Below are 15,992 nucleotides of genomic sequence, written 5' to 3'. Positions count from 1 at the left end.
CCCTGCACACCCCCAGTGTTCCATTCCGTCAGCACCGGCCACACCACGACGGGGCGGCAGGAGGACGGGCATCGCCCCGCCCCTGCCGCCCCGTTCAGAGCGTTCCGCAATCAGCGCGTGGTCACACTCCGGAGGTCACCTCGGCCTTCCGGTCGGAACCACCGCCGTCATCTTTTCCCTCTGCGTCCGCCTCGGCCTCGTCAACATGCCCCGCGCCCGCCAGGGCCCGGTTCCGACGCAGCGAGGACCAGAAGGAGAAGGCGATCAGAGCGACGCCGATGAGGCCGGTGATGACCTCCGAGACGTGGAACTTGATGGTGACGAGCAGCAGTACGGCCAGCGCGCCGATGGCGTAGTGCGCGCCGTGCTCCAGGTAGACGTAGTCGTCGAGGGTCCCCTCGCGGACCAGGTACACCGTGAGCGAGCGGACGTACATGGCGCCGATGCCGAGCCCGAGCGCCATCCAGAAGATGTGGTTGGTCACCGCGAAGGCGCCGATGACCCCGTCGAAGGAGAAGGAGGCGTCCAGCACCTCCAGGTAGAGGAACATGAAGAAGGCGGCCTTGCCGGCGAGACCGACCGCCGTGGGGCTCTTCCCGGCCTTCCTGGCGGCCTCCTCGGCCTCCTGCTCCCGCTCCTCCTCTTCCTCGAGCTTGTCCTCGAAGTGGCCGGAGAGCCCGCCGACGATCAGGTAGGTGATCAGGCCCGCGATGCCCGCGAGCATCACCGTGGCCGACTTGTCGACATAGGTGCCGCCGTGCTGCGCGGCGTCGGTGGCGATGGTGGTCGCCGTGACCAGCAGGGCGATCAGGGCCACGCAGACCGAGAGGCCGTCGACCCCGCCGAGCCGGGCCAGGGGACGCTCGATCCACTTGAGCCACTGGTGGTCACGCTCCTCGAACAGGAAGTCGAGGAAGATCATCAGCAGGAACATCCCGCCGAAGGCCGCGATCGCCGGATGGGCGTCGGTGACCAGCATCTCGTACCGGGTGGGGTCGTCCAGCGCGAGTTGCACGGCCTCGATCGGGCCGACCTTCGCCGTCAGCGCGACGATCACGACAGGGAAGACCAGCCGCATCCCGAAGACGGCGACCAGAATGCCGACGGTGAGGAAGATCTTCTGCCAGAAGGCGTTCATCTTCTTCAACACGCCGGCGTTCACGACCGCGTTGTCGAAGGAGAGCGAGATCTCCAGGACGGTCAGGATCGCCACCACGGCGAACCCCTGCCATCCCCAGAAGACAGCGGCGGCGGCCAGCCCGACGGCGGTGACGCCGAAGGACCAGCCGAAGGTTTTCAGGAGCACTGGCTACCCAATCGTTGGTAGGGGTCCCCCGCGCACCGTGCGCGGCTACGAAACGTTGACGCCGAAGTCTAGGGCGATTCCTCTCAGCCCTGATGCGTACCCCTGTCCAACTGCACGGAACTTCCACTCCCCGCCGCGGCGGTAGACCTCACCGAAGATCATCGCGGTCTCGGTGGAGGCGTCCTCGCTCAGGTCGTAGCGGGCCAGCTCCGATTCGTCGTCCTGGTTGACCACCCGGATGTAGGCGTTCTTGACCTGCCCGAAGGTCTGGTTCCTGAGGTCGGCCTCGTGGATCGAGACCGGGAAGACGATCTTGTCGACCTGGTCCGGGACCTTCGCCAGGTCGACCATGATGATCTCGTCGTCGCCGTCGCCGTCACCGGTGAGGTTGTCACCGGTGTGCTCGACGGAACCGTCCGGGCTCCTCAGATTGTTGTAGAAGACGAAGAACTCGTCGCCCAGCACCCGGCCCGACGCGCACAACAGGGCGCTGGCGTCGAGGTCGAAGGGGGCGCCGGTGGTCGACCTGGCGTCCCAGCCGAGTCCGACCATCACCCGCGTGAGGTTCGGAGCGGCCTTGGAGAGGGAGACGTTGCCTCCCTTGGCGAGCGTGACACTCATGATGCTTTCCTCCCCGACAGCGATCGCTGCTGCCCTGCTAGCGACCGGTGTCGCGGCCCACGCTCCGCGCGTGGACCGCGACACCGGTGAGTCCGCCAGGGGGGCGCCGGGGCCGGCCCCAGCGGCCCCGGCTCCACCCCGCACTTGTTCAGACGTTGACGCCGAAGTCCTGGGCGATGCCGCGCAGCCCGGAGGCGTAGCCCTGGCCGATGGCCCGGAACTTCCACTCCGCGCCGTTGCGGTACAGCTCACCGAAGACCATCGCGGTCTCGGTGGAGGCGTCCTCGCTCAGGTCGTAGCGCGCCAGCTCGTTGTCGTCGGCCTGGTTCACCACCCGGATGAAGGCGTTGCGCACCTGGCCGAAGCTCTGCTGCCGGGTCTCGGCCTCGTAGATCGAGACCGGGAAGACGATCCGGTCCACCTCGGCCGGGACGGTGGCCAGACTGACCTTGATGGCCTCGTCGTCGCCCTCTCCCTCACCGGTGAGGTTGTCACCGGTGTGCTCGACGGAGCCGTCCGGGCTCCTCAGATTGTTGAAGAAGACGAAGTGCTGGTCGGAGACGACCTTGCCACCCGCGTCCAGGAGCAGCGCGCTGGCGTCCAGGTCGAAGTCGGTACCGGTGGTGGTACGGGCGTCCCAGCCCAGTCCGACGACGACCGCGCTCAGGCCCGGCGCCTCCTTCGTCAGTGAGACGTTTCCGCCCTTGCTGAGGCTGACTCCCACGAGTCCTCCAGTGGTTCGAGAGGGGTGCCGCAGTATCCCGCGCCCCCGCCGTGCAATGACATCGGTTCCCGCGTCGATCCTAAGGGGACCCGCCGCGCCTGGAGGGGCGGCGGAGTCAGAGTTCGCCGAGGGCCTTGATGTACTCGTCCAGGTCGCGCGCGTCGGGCAGTCCGTTGACGACGCTCCAGCGGACCACACCCTCCTTGTCGATGATGAAGGTGCCGCGCAGCGCGCAACCCTTGTCCTCGTCGAAGACGCCGTAGGCCCGCGAGACGTTGCCGTGCGGCCAGAAATCGGACAGCAGCGGGTACTCGAAGCCCTCCTGCTCGGCGAAGACCCTCAGTGTGAAGGGCGAGTCGTTGGAGACGGCCAGCAGCTGCACGTCGTCGCCTACGAAGTTGGGCAGCGCGTCGCGGACGGCACAGAGTTCGCCGGTGCAGACCCCGGTGAAGGCGAAGGGGAAGAAGAGCAGCACCACGTTCTTCGAACCCCGGAAGTCGGAGAGCTTGACCAGCTCGCCGTGCTGGTTCTTCAGCTCGAAGTCCGGAGCTTTCGTGCCGATGTCGATCGCCATGGACGCGATTCCCTCTCTCGAAGACAAGCCGGCCGGCCCCCGGACGCACGGTCGCGGCAGATCGGGCCGCCGGCGCTTTCCCACTCAGTCTGTCACCAGCGTGGCGGAGTCGGACAGCCGCCTCGGGAAAGAGCGGCGGACCGGGCCGAGGGGCGGCCGACCGGCCCGGCGGGTCGCTCCGCCGCCCGGCGTGGAAGGGGACGCCACCATGCGGGGGTGGACACACCGCCGGGGCCCGGAGACGCGACCGCCCTCCCGGCCGAGCCGGGAGGGCGGTCGAACGCTTGCGGTCGGGGCGTGCTCCCGGCCGCGCGGCACCAGGGGTTTACCGCTTGCCCGTCCGGGCGGTCTTCGGCATGATCAGGCGGCTTCCGGACCAGTCCTTGCCGGCATTGACACTGCTGGTCTGGGAGAGGCCGGCGGTGGTGGCAGCCTCACCGATCTCACTCGGCTCGACGTAGCCCTCCCGGCCCGTCTTCGGCGTCATCAGCCAGACCGGCGCACCCGGGTCGATCATCGTGGTGGCGTCCACCAGCGCGTCCGTCAGGTCACCGTCGTCCTCACGGAACCACAGGACCACAGCGTCGGCGACATCGTCGTAATCCTCGTCGACGAGCTCCATGCCGATGAGTTCCTCGATGGCCTCACGCAGCTCCTGCTCGGTGTCCTCGTCGTAACCGAGCTCCTGGACCACCTGTCCGGGCTGGAAACCCAGCCTGGCGGCAGGGTTGGTCCGCTCCTCCGCGTGGTCCGCGGTCGCGCTCACGGATTGCCTCCTGTCATTTTTCGAAAAACGGTAGGACCTCGCGCGTGCGCGGGGTCTATGGCCGTAGTCCACACGGGCCGAGCGGATCTGGCAAGTACCCGACCTCCGATCCCGCCCAAACGTTGACGTCTCCTCCCAAGATGCCTCATGAGGGGTGGGGTGCGCCACATCCCCGGGCGAGTTCCGGGGGCGGCTCCGATGGTTCCGGGGGTGACCGTTTCCAGCCTCGGCACCGCCCGGCGTCCGCCCGCTTCGTCGGGCCGAGTGTGCCGCGGCGCCCCGGGGACGCGGTCGTGTCCGGGGCGCCGTTCCGCGGTCCGGCCGGGGGCTGGGCCCACCGGATCGACCGGAGCCGAACAGCCGTCCGCCGGTTCCTCCGGGAGGAGGCGTATGGTTGCGATTTGGCCGCCTGCGCCCCCGCGGTCGGCCTTCAGATCGCCTTCCCCGACAACGCGGCGGTTACCACCCAGTAGAGATGACGTATCCGCCTCAGCAGTCCACGATGGAGGCGGCGCGACACCAGTAGAGCACGAATCCAACGCGTGCACAGCACGACCGAAACAGCGAAGGAACAGCGTGGCTTCCGGATCCGATCGCAACCCGATCATCATTGGCGGCCTTCCCAGCCAGGTCCCGGACTTCGATCCCGAGGAGACCCGGGAATGGCTCGACTCGCTCGACGCGGCGGTCGACGAACGAGGCCGGGAACGTGCCCGCTACCTGATGCTCCGCCTCATCGAGCGGGCCCGCGAGAAGCGCGTGGCCGTGCCCGAGATGCGCAGCACGGACTACGTCAACACCATCGCGACCAAGGACGAGCCGTTCTTCCCGGGCAACGAGGAGATCGAGCGCAAGGTCCTGAACGCGACCCGGTGGAACGCGGCCGTCATGGTCTCCCGCGCCCAGCGCCCCGGGATCGGGGTGGGTGGCCACATCGCCACCTTCGCCTCCTCCGCCTCCCTCTATGACGTGGGCTTCAACCACTTCTTCCGGGGCAAGGACGAGGGCGACGGCGGCGACCAGGTCTTCTTCCAGGGGCACGCCTCCCCGGGCGTCTACGCTCGCGCCTACCTCCTGGACCGCCTCACCGAGGCCCAGCTGGACGGTTTCCGCCAGGAGAAGTCGAAGTTCCCCGACGGTCTGTCGAGCTACCCGCACCCGCGCTCCATGCCGGACTTCTGGGAGTTCCCCACCGTCTCCATGGGCCTGGGCCCGCTGGGAGCGATCTACCAGGCCCGGATGAACCGGTACATGGAGGCGCGCGGCATCGCGGACACCTCCAAGTCCCACGTCTGGGCCTACCTCGGCGACGGCGAGATGGACGAGCCGGAGTCGCTCGGGCAGCTGTCCATCGCCGCCCGGGAGGGGCTGGACAACCTCACCTTCGTCGTCAACTGCAACCTGCAGCGGCTGGACGGCCCGGTACGCGGCAACGGCAAGGTGATCCAGGAGCTGGAGTCGCAGTTCCGCGGTGCCGGCTGGAACGTGATCAAGCTGGTCTGGGACCGCACCTGGGACCCGCTGCTCGCCCAGGACCGCGACGGGGTCCTGGTCAACAAGCTGAACACGACACCGGACGGGCAGTTCCAGACGTACGCCACGGAGACCGGTGCCTACATCCGGGAGCACTTCTTCGGCGACGACCACCGGCTCCGCCGGATGGTCGAGGACATGACGGACGACCAGATCCTGCACCTGGGCCGCGGCGGCCACGACCACCGCAAGGTCTACGCGGCCTACGCCGCGGCGAAGGCGCACAAGGGCCAGCCGACCGTGATCCTGGCGCAGACCGTCAAGGGCTGGACCCTCGGGCCGAACTTCGAGGGCCGCAACGCGACCCACCAGATGAAGAAGCTGACGGTCGACGACCTCAAGGGCTTCCGGGACCGGCTCCACCTGCCGATCCCGGACAAGGAGCTGGAGTCCGGCGTCCCGCCCTACTACCACCCGGGCCGGGACTCCGAGGAGATCCAGTACATGCACGACCGCCGCCGGGCGCTGGGCGGCTACGTGCCCACCCGGGTCGTGCGGGCGAAGCCGCTGGAACTGCCCGAGGACAAGGTCTACGCGGCTGTGAAGAAGGGCTCCGGCCAGCAGTCCATCGCCACCACCATGGCCTTTGTCCGGCTGCTCAAGGACCTCATGCGGGACAAGGAGATCGGCCGGCGGTTCGTGCTGATCGCACCGGACGAGTACCGCACCTTCGGTATGGACTCCTTCTTCCCGTCCGCGAAGATCTACAACCCGCTCGGTCAGCAGTACGAGTCGGTCGACCGGGAGCTGCTCCTCTCCTACAAGGAGTCACCGACCGGCCAGATGCTGCACGACGGCATCTCGGAGGCGGGGTGCACGGCCTCGCTGATCGCGGCGGGCTCCGCGTACGCCACCCACGGCGAGCCGCTGATCCCGGTCTACGTCTTCTACTCGATGTTCGGCTTCCAGCGCACCGGTGACCAGTTCTGGCAGATGGCCGACCAGCTCGCGCGCGGATTCGTACTGGGCGCCACCGCCGGCCGTACGACGCTGACCGGTGAGGGGCTCCAGCACGCGGACGGTCACTCCCAGTTGCTCGCCTCCACCAACCCCGCCGCCGTCTCCTACGACCCGGCCTTCGGGTATGAGATCGCGCACATCGTCAAGGACGGTCTGCGCCGGATGTACGGCCCGGACAGTGAGGACGTCTTCTACTACCTCACCGTCTACAACGAGCCCATCCAGCACCCGGCGGAGCCGGAGAACGTGGACGCGGAGGGCATCCTCAAGGGGCTGTACCGCTACCGGGCCGGCGAGCAGGGCTCCCTCCCCGCGCAGATCCTCGCCTCCGGCGTGGCCGTCCCCTGGGCGGTCGAGGCCCAGCGGATCCTCGCCGAGGAGTGGAACGTCCGGGCCGACGTCTGGTCGGCGACCTCCTGGAACGAGCTGCGGCGCGACGCCGTGGAGGTGGAGGAGCACAACCTGCTGCACCCGGAGTCCGAGCAGCGGGTGCCGTACGTGACGACGAAGCTGGCCGACGCCGAGGGGCCGAAGGTGGCCGTCTCGGACTGGATGCGCGCGGTACCGGACCAGATCGCGCGCTGGGTGCCCGGCACCTACCAGTCGCTGGGCGCCGACGGTTTCGGTTTCGCCGACACCCGCGGTGCGGCCCGCCGCTACTTCCACATCGACGCTCAGTCGATCGTGGTCGCGGTCCTCACCGAACTCGCCCGGGAGGGGAAGATCGAGCGCTCGGTGCTGAAGCAGGCGATCGACCGCTACCAGCTGCTGGACGTCACCGCGGCCGACCCCGGCCCGGCGGGCGGCGACGCGTGACAGGGGACTTGTAGAAGGAGAGTCGCCATCGAGGAGGCCGGGGTCGAACCGTTCGGTTCGACCCCGGCCTCCTTCCGTCGAGCTCCCTGCGGAAGCGTCTTCCCCAGGGAGCTCCACCGCGCGGCGGTCAGTTCTCCCAGATCTTGAAGGCCCGGACCTGGTAAGGCGACCTGGGCACCCAGGTGCCGCCGCCCGGGTAGGTGTCGAACTCACCGGTCTCCGCGCAGTCGGCGCTCTGATAGGTGGTGACCGGGCGGCCGGTCCGGTTGGCCAGCGAGAGCGCCTTGCTTCCCTTGGGCAAGGGCTCGCAGCTCTCGATCGCGGTGCTGGACAGTTCGTGGACGGAGCGGGCACCCGAGTGATCCGCCCGCTCCCAGAGGCAGAGCTCACCGGCCGCGCAGCCGCCCTGCTGGGCGGCTGCGGCGGGCGAGACCGCCGGCAGCAGAGCGGCCGCGGCGACCATGACCAGGGCGGAAGTGGTGAGAGAAGCACGCATGTGAAAGACCCCCCGTAACGGACGAGACTGATGTCAGAGGTGAGTCTCCTGGGGCGCGCCGGCCGGGCCAAGCGGTCCCGGGCAACACCATCCGGATAGGCGACGCCTCCGCCCGAGGTACTCGGACGGAGGCGTCGTCTCCGTTTCGCGGCGCAGGGCTCTCCGCGCCGCCGGGGTCTGCTCAGATGTGCGCGGCGGAACCCTCGGCCGGGGTGTTGCTCCCCCGCTTGGTGAACACCGCGGCCAGGGCGGCGAGGACCGCGACACCGCCCGCGATGGTGAAGGCGAGACCCATGCCGCTCACGAAGGTGTCATGAGCGATGTTCGTGATCAGTTCGGCCATCTCCGGCGGCGTGCCCTTGGCCACCGGCGCGTATCCGACCTCCACCGCGGAGGAGACCTGGTCCATCTGGGCGGGCGGCAGTTGCGGGAGCCCGGCCCCGGTCCAGTTGTCCGGCAGGTCGTTGCGGACCTTGGCCGCCATCGCCGCACCGAGCACCGCGGTCCCCAGGCAGCCGCCGACCTGCATGGCCGACTGCTGGAGGCCGCCGGCGACACCGGAGAGCTCCAGCGGGGCGTTGCCCACGATGACGTCGGTGGCGCCCACCATCACCGGCGCCAGCCCGAGGCCGAGCAGGGCGAACCAGAAGGAGGTCACCAGGCTGCTGGTGTCCTGGTCGAGGCTGCTGGCCATACCGAACATGGCGGCCGCGGTGAACACCATGCCGCCGACCAGCGGAACCCGCGGCCCCACCTTGGTGATCAGCGCTCCGGCCAGCGGCGAGGAGATGATCATCATGCCGGTCAGGGGCAGCAGGTGGAGTCCACTGTCGACCGGCGACATCCCGTGGACGTTCTGCAGGTAGAAGGTGACGAAGAACAGCCCGCCCATGAAGGCGAAGGCCATCAGCACCATCACCACCGCACCGGCGGTCAGCGGTACGGAGCGGAACATCGTCAGCGGCACCAGCGGCTCGCGCACCCTGGTCTCCCAGAAGCCGAAGACCGCGAAGCTGACCACCGCCAGCGCCAGGAAGATGAGCGTCCGGCTGTCCCCCCAGCCCCAGGCGGGGGCCTTGATGAGCGCCCAGATGAGGAAGAACATCGCCCCGGAGAGCAGCACGATCCCCGGGATGTCGAAGGACTTCGGGGCGTTCTCCGCTCGGTGGTCCTTGAGGATCACCGCGCCGAGCACCAGCGCGGCGATGCCGACCGGCACGTTGATGAAGAACACCGACTGCCAGTTGACGTGCTCGACGAGCAGGCCGCCGACGATCGGACCGCCGGCGGTCGAGGCACCGATGACCATGCCCCAGATGCCGATGGCCATGTTCAGCTTCTCCGCCGGGAAGGTGGCCCGCAGCAGACCGAGCGCGGCCGGCATCAGCAGCGCCCCGAAGAGCCCCTGGAGCACCCGGAAGACGATGACCAGCGGCACCGTCTTCGACAGCCCGATGGCGCCGGAGGCCGCGGCGAAGCCGGCGATGCCTATGAGGAAGGTCTGCCGGTGTCCGAAGCGGTCACCCAGTTTGCCGGCGGTGATCAGGGTGACCGCGAGGGCGAGCAGGTAGCCGTTGGTGATCCACTGGACGTCGGCGAGCGAGGCCTTCAGGTCGTGCTGGATGGCGGGGTTGGCGATCGCCACGATCGTTCCGTCGAGCGCGACCATCATCACGCCGATGGCGACCGAGAAGAGGGTGAGCCAAGGATGGCCGCGCAGTCCCTTGCGGGGCTCCGGCGTGGAGGGCGGATACGGCGCCGGATCGGCGACGGTGCTCTGTGACGTCATGCCGGGAGATTAAAGTCAGCGACTGACATTTGACAAACGCATTCCTCAATCAGTAACTGTCATGTGGCTCACACCGCGCTGAGCTGCTGAATGACCAGGCGGACGGCGAGAGGAGAGCGGCAGGTGATCATCCGCCAACAGGCCCCCGAAGCCGCACGGACGGGTCTGCGGGAGAGGAAGAAGCAGCACACTCGGAACGCCCTGATCCGTACGGCTCTGCAACTCTTCACCACCCAGGGATACGAGCGCACCACCGTCGACGAGATCGCCGAGACGGTGGAGCTCTCGCAGCGCACCTTCTTCCGGTACTTCGCCAACAAGGAGGAGGTGGCCTTCGCCGTCCAGGCGATGGTGGAGGAGCACTTCCTGACGGCTCTCCGCAACCGGCCCCCGGACGAACCCCCGATGACCGCCCTGCGCCGGTCGGCCGCGGTCTGCTGGGCGAACATCGCCCAGGTGATCGGCGACACCGTCCCGGCCGAGCTGCACCTCCGCATGTACCGGCTGATCGAGTCGACGCCGGCGTTGCTCGCCGTCCACCTGCGACGCTGCACGGAGCTGGAGGAGCGGATCGCCCAGGAGATCGCCCGGCGTGAGGGGGTGGACCCGGAGACCGACCCCCGCCCCCGGGTGCTGGTGGCGGCCTTCGCCGGGGTGACCCGGGTGACCGGGAGGGTGTGGAACACGGCCGCCGACGGCGAGCACACCGTCGAAGCCCTCTGCGAGATCAGCGAGACCTACCTGGACCACCTCGCCCCGGCGCTCACCGAGCCCTGGCGGAGCAGCCGGAAGCAGACGACCGGCTGACATCGTGAAGTGATAAGCATCACCATCCCGTGACTGTCCGGGGACTTCTCCTAGGCTGTCCGGCAGTGTCTTCCGTCTCTGAGCTCGGCTCCTCCCCGACCCCTCCATGGCTGGGCGGCGGCTCGCCCGCCGCGCGCGCGGCGTTCGTCCTGGCCGTGGTGCTCGTCATGCTGGCCACCTCCGGCTGGACCGCGATCCAGGACCATGGGACCGGGCCCAGCCCGAGAGCCGCCGCGCTGAAGGCGTGGCGGCACGGCTCCATCGACGGCCGCCGCCTCCCGTCCGCCGAGGCCCCGCCGCAGGAAGTGAGCCGCTTCTTCCGCTCCCTCTCCGCCGACCAGCGCCACCGGCTCGCCGATCGCCACCCACTCGTGGTGGGCAACCTCGACGGCGCCCCGCTGACCCTCCGCTACGAGGCCAACCGAACCTCCCTGGAGCAGGCCCGCGCCCATGAACGCCAGCGCGCCCGCGACGACCGGCTCACCCAGCTGGGCCGGGAGGAGGCGGAGCGCCTGGTGCACCGGTACGACTCGCTTCTCGGCGAGGACCGGCAGATCCTCGCCTTCGACCCCACCGGCATCGGCCGGGCCGCCGAGGTCTTCGGCGACCTCGAGAAGGCGGACCGGGTGTCCGTCGTGGTCCCCGGGGTGGACACCAACCTGGTGAACTTCGAGCGCACCCACAAGAAGTACCGGGCGCCCGTCGGCATGGCACAGGCGCTCTACGACGCCGAGCGGACCGAGCGCCCCGAAGGCAGGACCGCCGTCATCGCCTGGGCCGACTACACCGCGCCGGCCGGGATCGGGGTGGACGCCGCGGCGGGCCGGCTCGCCGAGCGCGGCGCGGTGCGGTTGCGGGGCCTCGTCGAAGCCCTGCCCGGGTCCGCCCGATCCGTGGCGCTCTTCTGCCACAGCTACGGCTCCGTGGTCTGCGGGGTCGCGGCCTCCCAGCTGCCGGACCGGGTCACCGACATCGCGGTCGCCGGCAGTCCCGGTATGCGGGCCGCCAACACCGGCGATCTGGGCGGCAACTCCCGGATCTGGGCGATGCGGGACGCCGGGGACTGGATCGCCGACATCCCCTTCCTCGAGATCGGCCAGCTCGGGCACGGCCCCGATCCGGTCACCCCGGAGTTCGGCGCCCGGCGGCTGTCCGCCGCGGGGGCCGGCGGACACGGCGGCTACTTCGTGCCCGGCACAGTCAGTCTGGACAACTTCGCCAAGGTCGGCGTCGGTGCGCTGGCCAGCGTGAGCTGCGCCGGATCCGCCGGCGCGTGCCAGCGCTGAGCACCGCCCCCGGCGGGCGATTGACGCGCGTAGCGTCGAGTAGGGGGACGGGTCAGCCCCTGCCGCATACGATGAGTCGTATGGGTGATGTGCTGGCCGGTTTTCAGACCGTCTGGGAGTTCGACACGGACTCCGTGCTCATCCGCTTCGAACGGGGGATCCGCATACCGAAGCTTCTTCAGGTGCTCGGTGAGCGACGCATACCCTACGAGGCGCTGACCGCCGTGGAGCTCGCTCCCGGCAAGAAAGGAACGGTGGTACTGCGCATGGTGCCCCGCCGGGGCGCCGATCCGCTGATGGACGCGGCGGACGGACAGCTCAAGGACGGGAACGACCCCTACCGGCTGGTGCTCCCCGCCGAACGGGAGACCCTCGCCGCCTACTACGCCGACGAACTCCGCAGCGCGCTGGGGCCGGCCGCCACCGTTCCCTGCGAGCGCCATATGGTCGCCGCCCCATCGGCGCCACTGAGCTTCAAGGCCTACGACGGCAAAGCGTCCTTCGACGGCAGCACGGTCAGCTTCCGGTGGTTCTGGACGGGGGCGTCCTCACGGAAGTGGAAGGCCGGGGACCAGAGCTTTCCGGTCACCGAACTCGCCGACGTCGAGTGGCGCTCCCCCGAACTCTTCAACGGCTACCTGCGGCTGGTGCCGCGGACGGCCGGTTGCGGCGGACCGGAGCAGCCGGGTGAGGCCGACCAGGATCCGGCCGCGGTCGTCTTCGGCGTCGGCTACGGCCTGGTGCACGAGTCCCTGCCGCTCGCCGCGTGCGTGCTGGAGGCGATACGCGCCACCGAACCTCCGGCGGACCCCTCCCCCGCCGGCCTGGTGCCGGCCGCGCTCTCCAGCGAGGCCCGCCCCGCCCCCGCGGACATCGCGGACCGGATCCGCCACCTGGGGGCGCTGCACGACTCGGGGCTGCTCACCGATGACGAGTTCAGCGCGAAGAAGGCCCAACTGCTGGCCGAGCTTTAGACCCGTACGACGGGCCCGGTCCGGACCGACCGCCACGGCCCGGTCCGGAACCTCGGAGCAGTGGGGGCACCGCGTAGGCTCGGCCCCATGCAGAGCCTGCCGATGATCGAGAACTGGCCGGTCCCCACCGCGGCGGCCGCCGTCGTACGAGCCGACGGCACGGTCGCCGCCCACGGGCCCACCGACCGCCGCTTCCCCCTCGCCTCCGTCACCAAGCCCCTGGCCGCCTACGCCGCACTCGTGGCCTGTGAGGAAGGCGCGGTGGAGCTGGACGAGCCGGCCGGCCCCGCTGGCTCCACCATCCGCCACCTGCTCGCCCACTCCTCGGGGCTCGCCTTCGACGAGGACCGGCCGATGGCCGCGCCGGGCACCCGGCGGCTGTACTCCAACGCCGGATTCGAAGCGCTCGGCGACCACATCGCCAAGGCCGCCGAAATGCCCTTCCCGGAGTACCTCCGGCAGGCGGTGCTCGAACCGCTGGGCATGACCGCGACCGACCTCCCGGGCTCGCCCGCCAAGGACGCCGTCTCCAGCGTCGAGGACCTCGTCCGCTTCGCCGCCGAACTCCAGGCGCCACGGCTGCTGCACCCGGCGACTCTCGCCGAGGCCACCCGGCCGGTCCACCCCGGCCTCTCCGGAGTGCTGCCCGGATACGGCCAGCAGCGACCGAACGACTGGGGGCTGGGCTTCGAGATCCGCGACGGCAAGTCGCCGCACTGGACCGGCAGCATGTCCTCACCGCGCACCTTCGGCCACTTCGGACAGGCCGGCACCTTCCTCTGGATCGACCCGGACGCCGGCGCCGGATGCGTCGTGCTCACCGACCGGTCCTTCGGACCATGGGCGGTCGAAGCCTGGCCGGTGTTCACCGACGCGGTCCTGGCCGAACTACGCAACCAGCCCGCGAGCGCTAGCCGGCCCGTGACCATCTAAACTCCCGGGTGACGCCCTGTGGTCCCCGCGCATGCGGGGGTGGTCCGAGCCGGAGGACTACGCCTACCAAAATTGGGAGGCGGTCCCCGCGGCTACGGGGATGGCGACGCCGGTGCGCCCCCACTGAGGTGTTTCTGCCGCGCCCAGGAGCAGCCGGGTGCCGAGGTCCGACGCCCGGCGGGGTGACCGTGAGGCGACCGGCAGGGCCCTGTCACGGAGTCACGGAACCGGGAGTCACCAGGTCACCGAGTCACGAAGCTCTCGGTCGGCGCGGTGTGCGGGCCCCGACGCCCGCGATCGCCAGGCCGACGCCCCCCGAGGCCCGAACGACCGGCCCTACTCCTCCCCCAACTCCCAGACCAGCAACTCGCTGTCCTCCTCGGCGACCACCTCGCGCCGCCGCCCCCCGGAGAGCCGGGCGGCGTCGCCCGGGTGCAGGGTCTCACCGTCGAGGAGCGCCGTGCCGCGCACCAGGTGCAGGTAGCTGCTTGGCGCGGTGGGCAACGCGCTGCGTGCGCCGGCGCGGAGCCGCCGCGCGTGGAGGACGGCGCCGGCCCGGTCGACTTCGTACGGTGTGCCGTCGCCGAGGCCCCGTACCACCTCGTACTCCGGCTCGCCCCCGGGTCGCACCACCGGCTCCAACCACATCTGCACGAAGACCAGGGGCTGGTCCCCGTCGTTGCGCTCGGTGTGCCGCACTCCGCCGGCCGCGCTCAGCCGCTGCAGGTCGCCGGCGCGGAGCAGCGTGGTGGTTCCGGTGGAGTCGCGGTGGGTCAACTCGCCCTCCACCACCCAGGTCACGATCTCGGTGTCCCGATGCGGGTGTTCCGCGAACCCCGCCCCGAGTGCCAGCCGTTCCTCGTTGCAGGCGATGAGCGCGCCGAACCTCAGGTTGTCCGGCTCGTAGAACGATCCGAAGGAGAAGGCGTGGAACGTCTCGATCCCGGCCGCCGGGTCTCCGCCGCGGAACCGGTCCGCAGCGCGCCATACTTCACCCATCGCTCCACCGTAGTCCGAGACCGGTTCTCCATCGGCCCCAGCCGGCGGCGAGCCGGCCTGCGACCGGAGTGACCGGCCCGCTCCGCAGGGGTCCGGCGGGCGGGTTCACACCCCCGGCAACGCCCCTGGTTCCGATAAGGCAGGCTTGTCCCCGTGCCTGAATCCGATGCGAAAGACGCCCACGCTCACGCCGCGACCCTCCGCCGACTGGAGCAGTCAGCCGGTCATCTCGCCGCGAACGCCATCGCGCGCATGGACGAGACCCTCCCGTGGTACCGGGCCATGCCGCCGGAGAACCGCTCGTGGATCGGGCTGGTGGCGCAGGCGGGTATCGCGGCCTTCACCGAGTGGTTCAGGCATCCCGAGGCGTCCCAGGCCATCAGCACCGACGTGTTCGGCACCGCGCCGCGGGAACTGACCCGGGCGATCTCCCTGCGGCAGACCGTCGAGATGGTCCGCACGACCATCGAGGTCATGGAGTCGGCGATCAACGAGGTCGCCGCGCCGGGGGACGAGGCCACCCTCCGGGAGGCGTTGCTGGTCTACGCACGCGAGATCGCGTTCGCCACGGCCCAGGTGTACGCGCAGGCCGCCGAGGCCCGCGGCGCCTGGGACGCCAGGTTGGAGTCGTTGGTGGTCAACGCCGTGCTCTCGGGGGAAGCGGACGAGGGTGCGCTGTCCCGCGCCGCTGCGCTCGGTTGGAGTTCTCCGGAGCATGTCGCGGTGATCGTGGGCACCGCCCCCACCGGCGACAGCGAACTGACCGTGGAGGCGATCCGCCGGGCGGCGCGGCACGCCAAACTCCAGGTGCTCACCGGGGTGCTGGGCAAGCGGTTGGTGGTCATCGCCGGCGGCAGCGACGATCCGCTCCGGTCCGCGAAGGATCTGATCGGTCCGTTCGCCCCGGGCCCGGTCGTCGCCGGTCCGGTCGTCGGCGACCTGCTGTCGGCTACCCGTTCCGCGGCCGCCGCCAGTGCCGGGCTCAAGGCCTGCGCCGCTTGGCCGGACGCGCCTCGTCCGGTGCTCTCGGACGATCTCCTGCCGGAGCGGGCGATGGCCGGCGACTGCACGGCCCGCGACCAGCTGGTGGAGGAGATCTACAGACCGCTTGAGGAGGCCGGGTCCGCGCTGCTGGAGACCCTGAGCGTCTATCTGGAGCAGGCCAGCAGTCTGGAGGGGGCGGCGCGGATGCTCTTCGTGCACCCCAACACCGTCCGCTACCGGCTTCGACGTGTGACGGATGTCACCGGCTGGTCACCCTCCGATGTACGCTCCGCATTCACCCTGCGCATCGCGCTGATCCTCGGGCGTCTTCTCAACGGCGAGAGACAACCGTAGTTCTTTGTCGGACACCCACAATTCCCCAGACTGTTCTTGGTCCCTGTCCCCACCGGCGGCAACCGCCGTC

The 15,992-nt window shown here is 69.9% G+C and carries 14 protein-coding genes; 6 read left to right on the top strand and 8 right to left on the bottom strand.

The genetic code is table 11. The annotated features are described in order from the left end of the window. Positions 1-121: 121 nt before the first annotated feature. The 5 genes from BGP73_RS02075 to BGP73_RS02055 all read right to left on the bottom strand — a co-directional run bounded on the left by BGP73_RS02075 (position 122) and on the right by BGP73_RS02055 (position 3,991). Entirely contained in the window at positions 122-1,306 is a 1,185-nt protein-coding gene (locus BGP73_RS02075) for a DUF475 domain-containing protein (protein WP_069811614.1), read from the bottom strand. Positions 1,307-1,351: 45 nt separating this feature from the next. Further along, entirely contained in the window at positions 1,352-1,927 is a 576-nt protein-coding gene (locus tag BGP73_RS02070) for a TerD family protein (RefSeq protein WP_069811612.1), read from the bottom strand. A 148-nt stretch (positions 1,928-2,075) separates the two neighbouring features. After that, on the bottom strand, positions 2,076-2,651 hold the full coding sequence (locus BGP73_RS02065) for a TerD family protein (RefSeq protein ID WP_069811610.1): 576 nt from the start codon (positions 2,649-2,651) through the stop codon (positions 2,076-2,078). Between the two features lie 115 nt (positions 2,652-2,766). Continuing rightward, positions 2,767-3,225: a peroxiredoxin gene (locus BGP73_RS02060; RefSeq protein ID WP_069811609.1), complete on the bottom strand. Its 459-nt coding sequence runs from the start codon at positions 3,223-3,225 to the stop codon at positions 2,767-2,769. A 325-nt stretch (positions 3,226-3,550) separates the two neighbouring features. Next, a complete protein-coding gene (locus BGP73_RS02055; protein WP_069811607.1) occupies positions 3,551-3,991 on the bottom strand; it encodes a DUF3052 domain-containing protein in 441 nt (146 codons plus the stop codon). Positions 3,992-4,567: 576 nt separating this feature from the next. On the opposite strand from BGP73_RS02055, the gene aceE reads away from it, so the two are divergent. Next, positions 4,568-7,300 (top strand): pyruvate dehydrogenase (acetyl-transferring), homodimeric type, encoded by a 2,733-nt coding sequence (gene aceE, locus BGP73_RS02045; protein WP_069811603.1) that lies wholly within the window; start codon positions 4,568-4,570, stop codon positions 7,298-7,300. Between the two features lie 127 nt (positions 7,301-7,427). On the opposite strand, the gene BGP73_RS02040 is transcribed toward aceE, so the two are convergent. After that, on the bottom strand, positions 7,428-7,796 hold the full coding sequence (locus BGP73_RS02040; RefSeq protein WP_079127125.1) for a peptidase inhibitor family I36 protein: 369 nt from the start codon (positions 7,794-7,796) through the stop codon (positions 7,428-7,430). Positions 7,797-7,977: 181 nt separating this feature from the next. Then, positions 7,978-9,585 (bottom strand): MFS transporter, encoded by a 1,608-nt coding sequence (locus BGP73_RS02035; protein ID WP_069811602.1) that lies wholly within the window; start codon positions 9,583-9,585, stop codon positions 7,978-7,980. Between the two features lie 129 nt (positions 9,586-9,714). Here BGP73_RS02035 and BGP73_RS02030 point away from each other — a divergent pair, with 129 nt between their 5' ends. The 4 genes from BGP73_RS02030 (at position 9,715) to BGP73_RS02015 (ending at position 13,585) form a co-directional block, all read left to right on the top strand. Next, complete coding sequence (locus tag BGP73_RS02030) at positions 9,715-10,392, top strand: TetR family transcriptional regulator (RefSeq protein WP_069812061.1); 678 nt, start codon at positions 9,715-9,717, stop codon at positions 10,390-10,392. Positions 10,393-10,457: 65 nt separating this feature from the next. Next, positions 10,458-11,678 (top strand): alpha/beta hydrolase, encoded by a 1,221-nt coding sequence (locus BGP73_RS02025; RefSeq protein WP_244501050.1) that lies wholly within the window; start codon positions 10,458-10,460, stop codon positions 11,676-11,678. Between the two features lie 80 nt (positions 11,679-11,758). Then, complete coding sequence (locus BGP73_RS02020; protein WP_069811600.1) at positions 11,759-12,652, top strand: DUF4429 domain-containing protein; 894 nt, start codon at positions 11,759-11,761, stop codon at positions 12,650-12,652. 87 nt (positions 12,653-12,739) lie between these two features. After that, positions 12,740-13,585, top strand: coding sequence for a serine hydrolase domain-containing protein (locus BGP73_RS02015; RefSeq protein WP_069811599.1), 846 nt, complete (start codon positions 12,740-12,742; stop codon positions 13,583-13,585). Positions 13,586-13,921: 336 nt separating this feature from the next. Here BGP73_RS02015 and BGP73_RS02010 read toward each other — a convergent pair whose 3' ends face one another. Further along, a complete protein-coding gene (locus BGP73_RS02010) occupies positions 13,922-14,584 on the bottom strand; it encodes a pirin family protein (protein ID WP_069811597.1) in 663 nt (220 codons plus the stop codon). Positions 14,585-14,737: 153 nt separating this feature from the next. Here BGP73_RS02010 and BGP73_RS02005 point away from each other — a divergent pair, with 153 nt between their 5' ends. Further along, on the top strand, positions 14,738-15,922 hold the full coding sequence (locus tag BGP73_RS02005) for a PucR family transcriptional regulator (RefSeq protein ID WP_069811596.1): 1,185 nt from the start codon (positions 14,738-14,740) through the stop codon (positions 15,920-15,922). Positions 15,923-15,992: the final 70 nt, after the last annotated feature.

It is taken from the genome of Streptomyces sp. TP-A0874 (assembly GCF_001748085.1).
Classification (GTDB): Bacteria; Actinomycetota; Actinomycetes; order Streptomycetales; family Streptomycetaceae; genus Streptomyces.
This window is presented reverse-complemented; position numbering and strand designations above follow the sequence as displayed.

Excerpts from the sequence above, each read along its gene's own strand:
- BGP73_RS02070 (WP_069811612.1), bottom strand. The coding sequence starts at position 1,927 with ATGAGTGTCACGCTCGCCAAGGGAGGCAACGTCTCCCTCTCCAAGGCC.
- BGP73_RS02060 (WP_069811609.1), bottom strand. The coding sequence starts at position 3,225 with ATGGCGATCGACATCGGCACGAAAGCTCCGGACTTCGAGCTGAAGAAC.
- BGP73_RS02040 (WP_079127125.1), bottom strand. The coding sequence starts at position 7,796 with ATGCGTGCTTCTCTCACCACTTCCGCCCTGGTCATGGTCGCCGCGGCC.
- BGP73_RS02035 (WP_069811602.1), bottom strand. The coding sequence starts at position 9,585 with ATGACGTCACAGAGCACCGTCGCCGATCCGGCGCCGTATCCGCCCTCC.
- BGP73_RS02020 (WP_069811600.1), top strand. The coding sequence starts at position 11,759 with ATGGGTGATGTGCTGGCCGGTTTTCAGACCGTCTGGGAGTTCGACACG.
- BGP73_RS02015 (WP_069811599.1), top strand. The coding sequence starts at position 12,740 with ATGCAGAGCCTGCCGATGATCGAGAACTGGCCGGTCCCCACCGCGGCG.
- BGP73_RS02010 (WP_069811597.1), bottom strand. The coding sequence starts at position 14,584 with ATGGGTGAAGTATGGCGCGCTGCGGACCGGTTCCGCGGCGGAGACCCG.